Genomic DNA, 15,013 nt, shown 5'->3' with positions numbered 1-15,013 from the left:
CGGGAGGCGCGGGTCGAGTGGGCAGAAAACGTCCTTCGTCGAGGCGGGAAGGACATGTTCTGCCCACTCGACCGGCCAGGGCGGCCAGGCCGCCAGCGCGCCGGGGCGTCAGCTCGCGGAGGCCCGCCCGCGCCAGAGCAGCCAGACGAAGTACGGCGTGCCGATCACTGCGGTCAGCAGGCCGGCGCCGAGCTGCGCCGGGGCGATCAGCGTGCGGCCGAGCACGTCGGCGGCGCAGACCAGCACCGCGCCGAGCAGCACGGCCACGGGCAGCACCCGCGCGTGCCGCCGTCCGACCAGCGACCGGGCGGCGTGCGGGGCGACGAGTCCGACGAATCCGACCACGCCCACGGCGGCCACGGCCGTCGCCGTGAGCAGCACCGCGAGCGACAGGAAGACCAGGCGCGACCGCGAGAGCGAGACCCCGAGGAGGCGCGGGGTGTCGTCGTCCACCCCGAGCAGGTCGAGGCGACGGCGCAGCAGCACGACCACGACGAGCGCGGCCACGAGCACCAGCGACACCGGCAGCGCATCGTCCAGCGTGCGGCCGTAGGTCGAACCCGACAGCCAGGTCAGCGCCTTCGCGCCGTTGAACGGGTCGGTCAGGACGATCAGCAGGCTGATCGCGGCCGCCGTCGCCGTCGAGACGCCGATGCCGATCAGCACGAGCCGGTTCTGCGGGAAGCCACCGCGGGAGGCGAGGCCGAACACGACGACGGCCGCCACGACGGCTCCGGCGAACGCCGCGCCGGCGATGCCCCAGCCGGTCGCGAGCGGCACGGTGGTGACGAGCAGCACGGCCCCGAGGCCGGCTCCGCCCGTCACGCCGAGGATGCCCGGCTCGGCGAGCGGGTTGCGCGTGACGGCCTGAACGAGCGTGCCGGCGAGCGCCAGCGCCGCCCCCGCGGCGAGGGCGGCCACGACCCGGGGGACGCGGGTGTCGAGCACGTAGGTGACGACGCGGCCGGACCGACCGGCCACCCAGTTGGCGACGTCGCCGAGCAGCAGCTTGGCGTCGCCGAGCAGCACCGAGCCGAGGACGACGGCGACGAGGGCGGCGAGCACGACCACGACGACGACCACGAACCGCAGGCGGGAGACCACGGGGTGCCGGTCGGTCGGGGTGACGCCGCCGTGGTCGCGGGCACGGAAGGCCAGCACGACGAGGACGACCGCCCCGAGCAGCGAGGTCACGACGCCGGTCGGCACCTGGACCGACGTCTCGGCACCGACCAGGGCGCGCAGCAGCACGTCGGCGCCGAGCACGAGGGCGGCGCCCGCCAGAGCCGCGAGGGGCAGGAAGACGAGGAAGCGGCGGACGGAGGGCACGGCCCGACGCAGCAGGCGGACGAGGGCGGGGGCGCAGAGGCCGACGAAGCCGATCGGCCCCGCGAGGGTGACGGCGGCGGCCGAGAGCAGCACGGCGGCGAGGACGGTGACCACGCGGGTCGTGCGGACGTCGACGCCGACGCTGCGGGCGGCGTCGTCCCCGAGCGCGAGGGCGTCCACGCGGACGTTCATCGCGACGAGCACGAGGAGCCCCACGACGATCACCGGGGCGAGCTGGACGACGCCGTCGAAGCCGTTCTGCGAGATGCTGCCCTGGCCCCAGGCGTAGAGCCCGGCGGTCTGCTGCGGGAAGAGCAGCAGCAGGGCGCTCGTCACCGAGGCGAGGCCGAGGGCGAGGGCGCTGCCGGCGAGCACGAGCCGCACGGTGCCGGCGCCCAGCCCGGACACCGCGAGCACGAGCCCCGCGGCGAGCAGCCCGCCGACGAACGCGACGCCGGACGAGGCGAGCAGGGGCAGGCTGAGCCCCGTGACGGCCGCGACCGCGAGCGCCGCGTAGGCACCGGCGTTGACGGCGAGGGTGTCGGGCGAGGCGAGCACGTTGCGGCTCATCTGTTGCAGGGCCGCACCGGCGGCTCCGAGGGCGACGCCGACCAGCAGGCCGGCGACCATCCGGGGGAGGCGCGAGGCCACGACCACGGACGCGTCGCCTGCCGTCGCGGTGCCGGTCAGCGCCTGCCAGACCTGCCGGGCGCCGACGTCGGCGGTGCCCTGCGTGACGTCCACGAGGGCGAGCACCACGACGACGGCGACCAGCGCGACCGTCACGCCCACCGACCCGAGCGTGACCCGGCGGGGGGCGGCGAGCCGCGCCTCCTGGGCTCGCGCCGCGCGGAGCGCCCGCGCGTCGGGCCCGGCGGCGGGCTCGCCGAGCCGGGGCGGCGCGGGGTCGGTGGGGGTGACGGTCGTGCTCACGGTGCCGGTTACTTCGTCAGGGTCGACACCAGCGAGTCGACGTAGGCGGTCATCGCGGCGGGGCCGCCGAACATCCAGATGCCGTCGTCGAGACGGTGCACGTCACCGGACTGCACGAAGGGCAGCGACGTCCAGACGGCGTTCGAGGCGAGCGACACCGCGAACGGGTCGTCGGCACCGGCGGCGGTGTTGTCGATGTAGAGGAACTGCACGTCGGCCGGCAGCTGCGTGAGGCCCTCGACGTCGGTCGTGGCGAGGCCGTACGCCTCGTCGCCCTCGACGGTCCAGGCGTTCGTCAGGCCGAGCTCCTCGGTGACGTCGGACACGAGCGAGCCCTTGGCGTAGGGGCGGATGCTGACCTGGCCGGCGTCGACGTAGGCGTCGGCGAAGGCGAAGGGCTGACCGGCGAGACCGGCGTCGGCGAGGGCCTGCTTGCCCGCCTCGACGGCGTCGGTGAACTCCTTCTTCACCTCGGTCGCCTTCTCCTCGGTGCCGGTGGCCTTGGCGATGAGGTCGAGGTTGTCCATGCTGTGCTCGATCTGGCGCGAGGCGTCGGCCGAGGTGATCTGCAGCACGGGAGCGATCTCCTTCAGCTGTTCGACGGCGTCGGCGCTCAGGCCGTCGGTCGCGACGATCAGGTCGGGTGCGAGCGACGCGACGGTGTCGAGGCTCGGCTCGCCGCGGGTGCCGATGTCGGTCGGCTCGTTGGTGAGCGGCACGGCGGCGTCCCACTCGTTGTACCCCTTCACGTCGGCGACGCCCACGGGTTCGATGCCGAGGGCGACGAGGTCCTCGACGACGTTCCACTCGGTGCCGACGACCTTCGTCGCGGGACCGTCGAGGGTGATCTCGGCCCCCGTGCCGTCGGTCAGGGTGATCTGCTCGCCGCTGCCCGAGGTCGAGCCGGCGTCGGCCGACTCGGTGGTGCCGCAGCCGGCGAGGGTCAGGGCCGCGGCCGCGGCGACGGCGGTGACCGTCAGCAGTCGGCGGGCGGGGCGGCGGGCGGGGCCGCCGGTGGTCGGGGTGTGGCGGGGCGTCGTCATCAGGCGCTGGGTCACGGGTGGTGTCTCTCTCATCGGACGGGCGTCTCGGCCCGGGTGTGGTGTCGGCCGATCGCGCGGGTGCGCAGGTGGCCGGTGGTGGGGTCGGTGTCGACGTCGATGCGGATGCCCCAGACGTCGGTCAGGAGGCGCGGTGTCAGCACGTCCCCGGGGTCGCCCTCGGCGACGATGCGGCCTTCGCTCAGCACGACGATGCGGTCGGCGAGCGCGGCGGCCTGGTCGAGGTCGTGCAGGACGACTCCGACCGCGATGCGCCCCGAGTCGGCCAGGTCGCGCACGAGGTCGAGCAGCTCGACCTGGTAGCGCAGGTCGAGGTAGGTGGTGGGCTCGTCGAGCAGCAGCACCCCGGTGTCCTGCGCGAGGCAGCTGGCCAGCCAGACGCGCTGCAGCTGACCGCCCGAGAGCTGGTCGACGCCGCGGTCGGCGAGGTCGGCCACGCCGGTGAGTCCGAGCGCGCGGTCGACGGCGGCGGGGCCGTCCGGGTCGGAGCGCCCCCAGCGGCCGCGGTGCGGGTAGCGGCCGAACTCGACGACGTCGCGCACGCTGAGGCCGCCGGGGGTCGGGCGCCCCTGCGTCAGCAGCGCCACGCGCCGCGCGAACTGCCGCAGCGACAGCTCGAACCCGTCGACCGTCTCGTCGCCCGCGTCCGCGCTCGCACTCGTGCTCGCGCTCGCGCGGTCGAGTGGTCGCGAATCGTCCTTCCCCGAGGCGCGGACGACGTTCTCGGACCACTCGACCCCCGCAGGAGGCGCGGCGAGGGTCAGCGAGCCCGTGCGCGGCTTCTGCAGCCGGGCGAGGGTGCGCAGCAGGGTCGACTTGCCGCTGCCGTTCGGGCCGACGAGGGCGGTGACGCAGCCGGGGCGCAGCTCGAGGCGGGCTCCGCGGACGACGTCGACGCCGTCGTAGGCGACCGAGACGTCGTCGGCACGGAGGGTGGCCGAGGCGGGTGCGGTGGCCGCGAGGGGCAGGTCGGTGGTCACGCGCTTAGGTTAGCCTAACCTCACCCCGGTGCCGCAACCCGACCTCTCGACGTCGAGCCGACCCGCGCCTCCCGGGCGTCGGCGAGACTGGCCCGATGACCTCCCGGACGACGAAGACGACGACCCTCCTGACGGCCACCGCCCTGGGCCTGGGCCTGGCGCTGACCGGCTGCTCGACGCCCGGGGCGTCGGCACCCGCCCCGAGCCCGACCGCGACCCCGGTCCCCCTGCCCAGCCCGATCGCCGCGCCCGACCTCGCGACCCCCGAGGTCGAGGCCGCGCTGACCGACCTCGAGGCCAGGTACGACGCGCGCGTCGGCCTCTCCGTGCTCGACACCGGCTCGGGCGCGACCCTCGACCACCGCGCCGACGAGCGCTTCGGGTACGCGTCGAGCCTCAAGGCGTTCGCCGTGGCGGCCCTGCTCGACGCGACCGACGACGCCGACCTCGACCGCGTCGTCACCTGGACCCAGGCCGAGGTCGACGCCGCGGGGTACTCGCCGCTGACCAGCGAGCACGTCGCCGACGGGCTCCCGCTGCGGCAGCTCGCCGAGGCGGCCGTCCGGCAGAGCGACAACACGGCGCTGAACCTCGTGCTGACCGAGCTCGGCGGCCCGGCCGGGCTCGACGCCGCCCTCGCCGCGCAGGGCGACGACGTGACCGACGTCGTCCACGGCGAGCCCGAGCTCAACACGCTCACCCCGGGCAGCACGGCCGACACGACCACGCCCGCCGCCCTCACCGCCACCCTCGCCCGCATCACCGACGGCGACTGGCTCGCCGCCGACGACCGCGCCACCCTGCTCGAGTGGATGTCGGGCAACGCGACCGGCGACACCCTGATCCGTGCCGGCGCTCCCGACGGCTGGCAGGTCGCCGACAAGTCAGGAGGCGCGGGCGGCATCCGCAACGACGTCGCGATCGTCGTCCCCCCGTCGGGCGACCCCGTGGTGATCTCGGTGCTCACCACGCGCAACGACCCCGCCGCCGAGTACGACGACTCCCTCGTCGCCGCCGCGGCCGAGGTCGCCCTCTCGGCCCTCGCCGCCGCCCGCTGACCCGGCCGGCCCCGCCCGCCTCTCGACCCCCGCCCTCTCCTCTTCTCCCCACCGCTCGTCGAGTGGGCAGAAGATGCTCCTCCCGCGGTGACGAGCAGCATCTTCTGCCCACTCGTCGCCGACTGTCCGTGCGGCGACGCCCCCGTCGGTACGCCCGCCCCGCCACCACCTGTTCGCCCCTCGTTCACGCGGCCTCCCCCGGGACGTCGTCGCGCCTCCTTAGCGTGCCCAGCGGGCCGTCCGGTCCCCCGTCGCCGTCCCCGGCGAACCCCGGCCCCGCACCCGAAGGACTCCACCGCATGATCGACAAGCGCCTGCTCGTCTCGGCCGCCACCCTCGGCATCGCCGCCCTCGCCCTCACCGGCTGCTCGGCGAGCGCCGACGCCGACAGCTCGGGAGGCGCGGCGAACGGCACCGACGCCGCCACCGCCACCAGCGCCGAGGACTTCGGCGGCATGGACGCCCTGGTCGAGGCCGCACAGGCCGAGGGCGAGCTCAACGTGATCGCCCTGCCCGACACCTGGGCGAACTACGGGAAGATCATCGACGGGTTCGAGGAGAAGTACGACATCACCGTCAACTCGGACAGCCCCGACGTCTCGAGCGCCGAGGAGATCACCGCCGCCCAGAACCTGAAGGGGCAGGACACCGCCCCCGACGTGTTCGACCTCGGCTCGGCCGTGACGCTCGCCAACCTCGACCAGTTCGCGCCGTACGAGGTGTCGACCTGGGACGACATCGCCGACGACCACAAGGACGCCGACGGCAGATGGGTCTACGACTACACCGGCCTGATGTCGGTCGGCTACGACGCCGACGCCGTGCCGGCCCCCGAGAGCCTCGACGACCTGCTGGGTGGCGACTACAAGGGCAAGGTCGCGATCAACGGCGACCCGACCCAGGCCGGTGCCGCCGCCGCGGCCGTCGAGTGGGCCGCGCTGCAGTCCGGCGGCAGCGCCGACGACGTCAGCACGGGCGTCGACTGGTTCTCGCAGCTGGCCGACGCCGGCAACTTCCTGCCCACCGACCCGACCCCGGCGACGATCGCCTCGGGCGAGACCCCGGTCGTCTTCGACTGGAGCTACAACAACCTGGCCGCCGCGGCCGACGCCGGTGGACGCGACTGGAAGACGGCCGTCCTGCCCGGAACCGCCCTCGGTAGTTACTACAACCAGGCGATCAACGTGGACGCCCCGCACCCCGCCGCGGCCCGCCTGTGGCAGGAGTACGTCATGGGTGACGACGCACAGAACCTGTACCTCGCGGCCGGCGCCTACCCCGTGCGCCTCGCGGCGATGACCGAGGCCGGCACCGTCGACCAGGACGCCCTCGAGAAGGTCGGCGAGCAGCCCGCCGACACCGTCCAGTTCACGGCGGAGCAGACCGAGGCCGCCTCGAAGGTCCTGGCCGACACCTGGGCCACGGCGATCGGCTGATGGTGACGACGTCGACCCGCGCGGCGGACGCGACCGCCGACGTGCGGTCGGCGCACGAGGGGGACGGCGGCGGCCTGCCGACCCGCGCCTCCTCGTCCTCCGACGGCGTCGGCCCCTCACGGGGTCGGCGCCGTCCGGCGGCCTGGTGGGGGCTGACCCCGTTCGCCGTCTGGGTGCTCGCCTTCTTGATCGTGCCGTGCCTGCTCGCGCTCGGGACGGGCTTCGTCGACGGCGACGGCGCCCTCACCCTCGACAACCTGGCCGCGCTCGGCGACCCGCTGATCGTCCGGGCCTTCGCCAGTTCGGCCGCCGTCTCGGCCGTCACCGCCGTGGCCGGGGCCGTCGTCGGTGCCGTCGTCTGCTGGGGCCTCACCTCGCTGCGCCCCGACGGAGCCGTCCGCAACGCGATCGACGCCGCGTCCAGCGTGCTCGCGCAGTTCGGCGGCGTCATGCTGGCGTTCGCCTTCATCGCGACGATCGGCATCCAGGGCGTCGTCACACGGCTGCTGATCGACGTCGCCGGCGTCGACCTCTACACGGACGGTGTCTGGTTCTACCAGGTGCCCGGACTGCTGCTGCCCTACCTGTACTTCCAGGTGCCCCTCATGGTGATCACCTTCATGCCCGCCGTCAGCGGCCTCCGCCCGCAGTGGAGCGAGGCCGTGGCCACGCTCGGCGGCACCCGGTGGCAGCACCTCGTCCGCGTGGTCGTCCCGGTGCTCGCCCCGGCGTTCGTCGGCAGCCTGCTGCTGCTCTTCGCCAACGCCTTCTCGTCGTACGCGACCGCCGCCGCCCTGATCAGCCAGGGCGCCCAGATCGTGCCGCTGCAGATCCGCGCCGCACTGATCAGCGAGACGGTGCTCGGCCGCGAGAACGTCGCGGGCGCGCTCGCGCTCGGCATGGTCGTCGTCATGGCCGTGCTGATGACGGGTTACTCGCTGCTGCAGCGCCGCACCGAGCGGTGGCAGCGATGAGCGCCCGGACGACGGAGCCGACGCGCACGACGCGCACGACGCGCACGACGAGCGCTCCGCGGTCGACGAGCGCAGGAGGCGCGGGCACGGTCGCGCGCCGCACCGCCCTGGTCGTCGTGGGGGCCCTCTTCGCGGTGCCGATCGCGGCGATGGTCGCGTTCTCGCTGCGCAGCGCCGACGGCACGGGTCACGACCTGAACCACTGGCTGGCGATCGTCGACCCCGAGAACGAGCGGATGTACCGCAACCTCGTCGAGGGGGTCACGAACTCGCTGCTGCTCGCCGTCGTCTCGGCGTTGCTCGTGCTCGTGCTGCTGGTGCCGGCGATGGTGCTCGTGCACCTGCGCCACCCGCGCCTCGTCCGGCCCCTCGAGTTCGTCTGCCTCGTGCCGATCACGGTGCCCGCGATCGTGCTCGTGGTCGGGCTGGCGCCGGTCTACTCGGTCGTCTCGCGGGTGGCCGGTTCGGGCGCCTGGACGCTCGCGCTCGCGTACGGCGTCACCGTGCTGCCCTACGCCTACCGTGCGGTGCAGTCCGACCTCGCGGCCACCGACCTCCGCACGCTGACCGAGGCCGCGCGCACGCTCGGCTCGAGCTGGCCGCGCACGATGGCCCTCGTCGTCGTGCCGAGCCTCCGCCGGGGACTGCTCGCGGCGGCGTTCATCACCGTGGCCGTGGTGCTCGGCGAGTTCACCATCGCCTCGCTGCTCAACCGCGTGAACCTGCAGACCGCCCTGGTGCAGGTGTCCCGTTCCGACCCCTACGCCGCCGTCGTCCTCGCCCTGATCTCGTTGGCCTTCGCCTTCGTGCTGCTGCTCGTGATCGGGCGGGTCGGAGCCCTCGGGGCCGCCCGCCCGATCCCCACCCGGAAGGCCCTCTCGTGACCGCCACGCTCCCCCGCCCCTCCGTCACGAGTCCGACCGCCGCCGGTGCGGGCGCGGGCGCCGCCGTGGCGTTCCACGACGTCACGAAGCAGTTCGCCGGGCACCGGGCGCTGACCGGGCTCGACCTCGAGCTGCAGCCCGGCGAGCTCGTCGCCGTGCTCGGCCCCTCGGGCTGCGGCAAGACCACCGCGCTGCGCAGCCTCGCCGGGCTCGAGGACGTCACGGGCGGCAGCATCACGATCGACGGCCGCGACGTGGTCGGCGTGCCGACGCACCGCCGCGACGTCGGCATGGTGTTCCAGGCGTACTCGCTGTTCCCGCACCTGACCGTGCGGCAGAACGTGGAGTTCGGGCTGCGGATGCGTCGGGTCGACAAGGCCGCCCGCGCCACCCGGGCGGGCGAGATGCTCGACCTGGTCGGGCTCGGCGACCTCGGCGAGCGCTACGCCCACCAGCTCTCAGGCGGACAGCAGCAGCGCGTCGCGCTGGCCCGGGCGCTGGTCACGCGACCCCGCGTGCTGCTGCTCGACGAGCCGCTCAGCGCCCTCGACGCCAAGGTGCGGGTGCAGCTGCGGGACGAGATCCGACGCATCCAGCGCGAGCTGTCGATCACGACGCTGTTCGTCACCCACGACCAGGAGGAGGCCCTCGCCGTCGCCGACCGCGTCGCCGTCATGCGCGCCGGGTCGATCGAGCAGGTGGGCACCCCGGAAGAGCTCTACTCGGCCCCCGCGACGGCGTTCGTGGCCGAGTTCGTCGGGACGAGCAACCGGGTCTCCGGCGAGGTCATCGGCGGGCTCGTGCGGCTGGCGGGCTGCCCCGAGGTGCCGGTCGTGGGGACGCCGGCCGAGGGACCGGTCTGGGCGTACGTGCGCCCCGAGGACGTGTCGTTCGTCGAGCAAGGCGGGCTCGCGGGCGTCGTCGAGTCGGTGTCGTTCCTGGGGGCCGTGTGCCGCACCCGCGTGCGCGTGGACCGCGAGACGCTGCTCGTGCTGGACCACCGGGCCGACGAACGGCGCGAACCGGGGTCGTCGGTGCGCGTCTCGTTCACGCCCGCCCGCGTCGCCGTGACGAGCCGCGCCTCCTGACCCACCCGACGGCACCGGGTCACCCGGGCGACGGAGGCGGCCCGCACGGTCCCGCCGTTAGCCTCGGGGCATGCCCCCGGTGACCGACCCCGACGACGTGCCCCGCGCCTCCTCGGTGTGGCAGGCCGAGATCGTCACGACCCGGCGGCCGCGGCCGCTCGTCGCCGGGCGCTGGCTCGTCTCGGTCGTCGTCGGGTTCTTCCTCGGCTCGGTCGAGGGCGAGTGGCCGGGCTTCGACGTCGTGGTCCGCGAGCGCTCGACCGGTCGCGAGATCCACCGTCTGCCGCCCCAGGGCCTCACCGGCGCCGACGAGTCCAAGGTCGAGATCGAGGCGGACCTCGACCGGCTCACCTGCGACGAGTTCCGCGCCGAGTGGGCGCTCGCCTGACCCACATCTGATACTTCAGGCGGAGGCGCACCATCACCGCGGGGGACGACCGGGAGGCGCGGGTCGGCTTGGCTGGGCACATGACCTCCGCTGCGCCCGCCGTCGACTCCCCACCCACCACCGGCATCCGCTGGAGGTTCGTCGACTCGCTGCGCGGCTTCGCGCTGTTCGGCATCCTGCTGGTCAACACGCTCGACATCACCCGCCTCGGCATCGACCTGGCGATCGAGAACGCCGGCCCGGTCGACGACCCGGCGCGTGACCTGCTGTACCTCACGGTGCAGACCCGGTTCGTGCCGATCTTCGTGTTCCTCTTCGGCATGAGCCTCTGGTTCGTGCTCGCCGGTGCCCGGGCGCGCGCTCCCCGGCCCGGACTCGTCATGGTGCGCCGGCTGATCGGGCTCGTCGCGATCGGGGGGCTGCTCATGCTCGTCTACCCCGGCAACGTGCTGCTCGAGTACGGCGTCGTCGGCCTCGTCGTGCTGCCGATCGTCGTCTTCGCCCCACGCTGGGCGACCCTGACCCTCGGTGCCGCGCTGACCGTCGCGGCCTACGCCCTGACCGGTGGCGGCCTCGCCTCGACTCCCGGCCTCATGCTGCTCGGTGCCGGCGCCGCCGCGTACGGGCTGCCCCGGGTGCTCGAGTCCGCCGGGCGCGGCGTCGGCCTGGTCTTCGCCGCGGCCGCGGTGCTCACGGTGCCGGCCCTGCTCTGGCAGGCCACGACCCCGGGCGACCCGCGCTTCTCGACGCCAGGCGGCATCGCCGGGCTGGTCATGGCCGTCGCCTACGCCACCGCCCTCGCCCTGCTCTGGCGCACCCCCGCCCGCCGCGTCGTCGCCGCCGTGTTCGAGCCGCTGGGCCGCATGGCACTGACCAACTACGTCGTCGCGGCGATCGTCGTGGCCGGGCTGGCCCTCGTGATCGACTTCGGGCACCTGACGAGCGTCGTCCCGGGGCTGGCGATCAGCGTCGTCCTGATCGCCGTGCAGTCCGTGCTGAGCCGCCTCTGGCTCGCCCGGTTCGTCTACGGCCCGGTCGAGTGGGCCTGGCGGAGCGTCACCTGGTGGCGGCCGGCCGCGCTGGTGCGCCGGGCGTCCTGACCGACGGGAGCCGCGCCTCCTCTGGTCGGCGGCGGTCCCGACCGATCGGAGCCGCGCCTCCTCGGGTCAGCGACGGTTCCAGGAGGCCCGCACGACGGTGTCGAGGGCGCTCGAGAGGTCGGTGCACCAGAGGCGGCGACCGGGGGTCGCGGCGAGGGTGAGTTCGTAGCCCGCCTCGGTCTGGGCGACCGATCCGATGACCACCGGGGCTCCGCGCTCCGACCGCCGCACGTCGACGATGCGCCAGCGGCCACGGCCGATCACGTCGAGCCTCAGGTCGAGGGCACTGGCGAGCGGGCCCCGTCCCGGCCAGGCCGTGCCCGACCGGCGTCCCCCACCGTCGTTCAGCATGGTCGCCCCTTCTCGCGGGCCGCCCCGATGCGACCCGACGAGGTGCACGTTAGACACGCGACCTGACAACGGGAGGGGTTGACTCCGAGGGCCCGGCGTGATCCTTGTACCCCACCCCGGGCCCCCGTTGCCTCCTGCAGGCCCGGACGCACGGGCCCCGGCCTGTCAGGGTGGAACGATGCCGTCCCCCATCCCGTCGTCCGACGCCGCGTCCCTGGAGGCCCTGCGCGCCTCCGTCCTCCCGACCCGAGGAGGCGCGGTGGACGACAGCATCCCCCAGCTAGCCGAGGCCGACCCCGAGCTTTTCGGGGTCGCCGTGGTGCGGTCCACCGGCGAGGTGGTCGCGTCCGGCGACTCGGGCCACGCGTTCTCGATCCAGTCGGCGGTGAAGCCGTTCCTCTTCGCGCTCGCCCTCGCCGACACCGGCGGAGCGGCCCTCGACGCGGTCGGCATCGAGCCGACCGGCGAGGCGTTCGACGCGATCAAGCTCGAGGGCGGCACCGGCCGACCGCCGAACCCGATGGTCAACGCCGGAGCCCTGCTCACGGCCGCCCTGGTCGACGGCGGCACCTGCGACGCCCGCACGACGCGCATCCTGGCGGGGCTCGGGGCCTTCGCGGGGCGCGAGCTCGACTACGACCGCGAGGTCAGCGAGTCCGAGCAGCTGCACGGCGACCGCAACCACGCGCTGGCCCACCTGATGCGGTCCGAGGGCAGCCTGGAGCACACGGCCGACGACGCGGTCGCGCTCTACGCCCGGGCCTGCTCGGTACTGGTCGACAGCGAGGCGCTGGCCGTGATGGGCGCGACGCTCGCGTTCGGCGGCCGCAACCCGGTGACGGGCGAGCAGGTCGTGGACGCCCGCGTCGCCCGCGACGTGGTGTCGGTCATGGCGACCTGCGGGGTCTACGACGGGTCGGGCCGCTGGATGCGCGGCGTCGGGGTGCCCGCGAAGTCGAGCGTCTCGGGGGCGATCGTCCTGTCGGCGCCGAACCGGCTGGGTGCGGCGGTGTTCAGCCCGCCCATCGACGAGCAGGGGACGAGCGTCCGCGGTGCCGAGTGGAGCCGCCGACTGAGCGAGGAGCACGGGCTGCACTCGTTCGGCTTCGGCGGCTGACACGGACGAGGCCCCCGGTGGGCGTCCTGCGAACAGGAGCCGACCGGGGGCCTCGTCGGGTGGAGCCGGGGCTCAGGCCTGGACGTCTCCGCGCCAGGCGCCGTCGACGTTGCCCTCGCGCTCGATGAACTCCTTGAAGTTCTTGAGGTCCTTCTTGATGGCGTGGTTGTCGGCGCCGAGCGTGTTGCCGACCTTCTCGAGGAAGCCCTCGGGGGTCCAGTCGATCTGCACCGTGAGGCGCGTCACGTCGTCGCTCAGCTTGTGGAACGTGATGACGCCGGCGTGGTCGACCTCGCCGCCCGTGCTGTTCCAGGCGACGCGCTCGTCGGGGTGCTGCTCGGTGATCTCGGCCTCGAAGGTCTTCTCGACCGGTCCGACCTTCACCTTCCACACCGTGAGGGTGGGGGTGGTCTGGGTGATGGACTCGACCTCGTCGAGGAACTTCGGGAACGACTCGAACTGGGTCCACTGGTTGTAGGCGACGCTGACGGGGACGTTGACGTCGATGGTCTCGATGGCCTGTGCCATGGTGCACTCCTTGCTGACGGTGTTCAGAATTGTCGGGCGACGCCGTGTCGGCGTCGTGCCCTGCCGTGAACGGTAGGAGGCGCGGGTCGGCTTCGCCCACGTGCGGAGGCAACGGTCAGGTGCCGGGTGACACGGCCGACCTGGGCACCGCACAGTACTCGTGCGCCCGCGGCCGAGTACGTACGCGCCCGCGACCGACGGCGGAGCGGTCGAGCACCGGCTTCGCCGGAACGAGGACCACCCCGCCACGACGGATCGTGACGGGGTGGTGGGGCCGACGGCGTGGCCGGGATCGACGGCCAGACCGCCTGAGGGTCAGCTCGTCGTGTCGCGGGCCGGCGACGCGTCGATCGCGTCGACGGTCTCGTGCGCCTGGCCCGAGACGACCTCGATCTTGCGCGGCTTCGCCCTCTCGCTGACCGGGATGACGAGTGACAACACGCCGTTGTCGTAGTGGGCCGTGATGCGGCTCGAATCGATGCCCTCGCCCACGCTGAACTGGCGGAGGTACGAGCCGTGCGGCCGCTCCTGCGCGAGCCACTTGACGCCGTCACGGGTGTCGGGCGTGCGGTTGGCCCGGATGGTCAGCAGCTGACCGTCGACGTCGACGTCGACCGACCCCGGGTCGATGCCCGGCATGTCGGCGTTGAGCACGTAGCGGTCGCCGTCGCGGTAGAGGTCGACCGGCATGACCCTGGGCCCCTGCCGCAGGCCCGTGAGGGCGCCGGTGAGACGGTCGAGCTCGGTGAAAGGATCGAAAGACATGGCCATGATGAAGAGTCCCCTTTCGGTTGATCGGTGTGACCCGGGACCCCGTGGCCCCGGCTCGTTGACGACACGAATGTACCTCTGACCAGCGTTTCGTACCTCAAACCAAGCTTGAACGCTGCCGAGAGATCACTGAGGACGCTGTGCCTGCCGTCGGGCGGCCAGCTCGGCGCCGATCTCTTCGATGCGGGCCAGGTTGCCCAGCAACCGGAGGAAGTCGGCTGCGGCTGCCTCGACGTCGTCGTAGGTGCGGATGCTCTGCTCCTCGACGAGGCCTCGCTCGTCGAGGAAGTAGGTGCTCCACACCTCGTCCCGTCGAGCGAGGACGAGCGCGAAGGGCTTCCCCGTCGTCGCGTCCCCGATGACGGCGTTCAGGTGGCCGAGTCCACGGGCGTCCACCTGGGTTCGGAGGTCGGCCAGGGTGCGCGCGACCATCGTCATGACGGTTCTCCTGCTCGTCGGCGTCGGTCACGGAGTTCGTCCTGGATCTCGAGCTTGCGATGCTGGGACCTCAGACGGTCGAGGAAGTCGGCCACGGCCGAGACCTCGTCCGGGAACGTGTGCAGGCTCCGTTCCTCCACGGCAGCTCGTTCGTCGACGTAGAAAGTGCTCCACACGCCGTCACGTCGCGCCACGGCGAGACAGTCCGGGCACCTGAGGTAATCGTCACCGAGAGCGACACGAATGCGGTTCACGTCCTCCGCCTCCATCTGCGCAGGCAACGACGCGAGGCTCATCGCCGCCCCCTCAACGCGCTCGAGGTCGCGCTCCCGTTGCAGGTCGCGGAGGAGCTTCTTCAGCCGGAGCAGGACGAGGAAGTCCTCCAGGGCCTCGGACTCGCTCGGGTAGGTGCGCATGCTCTCGTCGACGACCGCAGCACGCTCGTCGGTGGAAAAGGTCACCCAGGCATCGTCGCGTCGGGTGACGACGAGGCAGTCCGTCCTGTTCGCGTGGTCACCGACGAGGACGAGGAAGTCCTCCAGGGCCTCGGACTCGCTCGGGTAGGTGCGCATGCTCT

The 15,013-nt window shown here is 73.4% G+C and carries 16 protein-coding genes; 8 read left to right on the top strand and 8 right to left on the bottom strand.

The window, feature by feature from the left end:
* Window positions 1-108: 108 nt before the first annotated feature.
* The 3 genes from QRN23_RS13165 to QRN23_RS13155 are packed head-to-tail and all read right to left on the bottom strand — an operon-like array spanning window position 109 to window position 4,303.
* Window positions 109-2,262, bottom strand: coding sequence for an iron ABC transporter permease (locus tag QRN23_RS13165; protein ID WP_285063775.1), 2,154 nt, complete (start codon window positions 2,260-2,262; stop codon window positions 109-111).
* A gap of 8 nt (window positions 2,263-2,270) precedes the next feature.
* Entirely contained in the window at window positions 2,271-3,320 is a 1,050-nt protein-coding gene (locus QRN23_RS13160; RefSeq protein WP_285063774.1) for an ABC transporter substrate-binding protein, read from the bottom strand.
* Between the two features lie 14 nt (window positions 3,321-3,334).
* Entirely contained in the window at window positions 3,335-4,303 is a 969-nt protein-coding gene (locus QRN23_RS13155; protein ID WP_200413122.1) for an ABC transporter ATP-binding protein, read from the bottom strand.
* Between the two features lie 95 nt (window positions 4,304-4,398).
* Here QRN23_RS13155 and bla point away from each other — a divergent pair, with 95 nt between their 5' ends.
* From bla to QRN23_RS13120, 7 genes are all read left to right on the top strand, one after another.
* Window positions 4,399-5,361 (top strand): class A beta-lactamase, encoded by a 963-nt coding sequence (gene bla / locus QRN23_RS13150; RefSeq protein ID WP_285063773.1) that lies wholly within the window; start codon window positions 4,399-4,401, stop codon window positions 5,359-5,361.
* Between the two features lie 299 nt (window positions 5,362-5,660).
* Window positions 5,661-6,797, top strand: coding sequence for an ABC transporter substrate-binding protein (locus QRN23_RS13145; RefSeq protein WP_285063772.1), 1,137 nt, complete (start codon window positions 5,661-5,663; stop codon window positions 6,795-6,797).
* Complete coding sequence (locus QRN23_RS13140) at window positions 6,797-7,771, top strand: ABC transporter permease (RefSeq protein ID WP_285063771.1); 975 nt, start codon at window positions 6,797-6,799, stop codon at window positions 7,769-7,771. Before QRN23_RS13145 ends, QRN23_RS13140 begins: the two co-directional genes overlap by 1 nt.
* On the top strand, window positions 7,768-8,655 hold the full coding sequence (locus QRN23_RS13135; protein WP_285063770.1) for an ABC transporter permease subunit: 888 nt from the start codon (window positions 7,768-7,770) through the stop codon (window positions 8,653-8,655). Before QRN23_RS13140 ends, QRN23_RS13135 begins: the two co-directional genes overlap by 4 nt.
* Complete coding sequence (locus QRN23_RS13130; RefSeq protein WP_502874820.1) at window positions 8,652-9,743, top strand: ABC transporter ATP-binding protein; 1,092 nt, start codon at window positions 8,652-8,654, stop codon at window positions 9,741-9,743. The genes QRN23_RS13135 and QRN23_RS13130 overlap by 4 nt, the downstream gene beginning before the upstream one ends.
* Window positions 9,744-9,813: 70 nt before the next feature.
* Window positions 9,814-10,131 carry a hypothetical protein gene (locus tag QRN23_RS13125; RefSeq protein WP_267659048.1) on the top strand — a complete coding sequence of 106 codons (318 nt, stop codon included), beginning with the start codon at window positions 9,814-9,816 and terminating at the stop codon, window positions 10,129-10,131.
* Between the two features lie 80 nt (window positions 10,132-10,211).
* Complete coding sequence (locus QRN23_RS13120) at window positions 10,212-11,231, top strand: DUF418 domain-containing protein (RefSeq protein ID WP_285063769.1); 1,020 nt, start codon at window positions 10,212-10,214, stop codon at window positions 11,229-11,231.
* 66 nt (window positions 11,232-11,297) lie between these two features.
* On the opposite strand, the gene QRN23_RS13115 is transcribed toward QRN23_RS13120, so the two are convergent.
* A complete protein-coding gene (locus QRN23_RS13115) occupies window positions 11,298-11,582 on the bottom strand; it encodes a hypothetical protein (RefSeq protein WP_056044422.1) in 285 nt (94 codons plus the stop codon).
* A gap of 178 nt (window positions 11,583-11,760) precedes the next feature.
* Here QRN23_RS13115 and glsA point away from each other — a divergent pair, with 178 nt between their 5' ends.
* Complete coding sequence (gene glsA, locus QRN23_RS13110; RefSeq protein WP_285063768.1) at window positions 11,761-12,699, top strand: glutaminase A; 939 nt, start codon at window positions 11,761-11,763, stop codon at window positions 12,697-12,699.
* Window positions 12,700-12,771: 72 nt separating this feature from the next.
* On the opposite strand, the gene QRN23_RS13105 is transcribed toward glsA, so the two are convergent.
* The 4 genes from QRN23_RS13105 to QRN23_RS13090 form a co-directional block, all read right to left on the bottom strand.
* Window positions 12,772-13,227: an SRPBCC family protein gene (locus QRN23_RS13105; RefSeq protein WP_056044418.1), complete on the bottom strand. Its 456-nt coding sequence runs from the start codon at window positions 13,225-13,227 to the stop codon at window positions 12,772-12,774.
* A gap of 315 nt (window positions 13,228-13,542) precedes the next feature.
* Window positions 13,543-13,998, bottom strand: coding sequence for an Hsp20/alpha crystallin family protein (locus tag QRN23_RS13100; protein WP_192125317.1), 456 nt, complete (start codon window positions 13,996-13,998; stop codon window positions 13,543-13,545).
* A 126-nt stretch (window positions 13,999-14,124) separates the two neighbouring features.
* Window positions 14,125-14,436, bottom strand: a complete 312-nt coding sequence (locus tag QRN23_RS13095) for a hypothetical protein (RefSeq protein ID WP_192125315.1) — start codon at window positions 14,434-14,436, stop codon at window positions 14,125-14,127.
* The coding region (locus QRN23_RS13090) for a hypothetical protein (protein WP_285063767.1) at window positions 14,433-15,013 on the bottom strand (581 nt) is incomplete at its 5' end. The genes QRN23_RS13090 and QRN23_RS13095, both read right to left, overlap by 4 nt.

Source organism: Frigoribacterium sp. ME-P-080 (assembly GCF_030209595.1).
Taxonomy (GTDB): Bacteria; Actinomycetota; Actinomycetes; order Actinomycetales; family Microbacteriaceae; genus Frigoribacterium.
The sequence above is the reverse complement of the archived record's forward strand: the minus strand, read 5'-3'. Positions and strand labels throughout refer to the sequence as shown.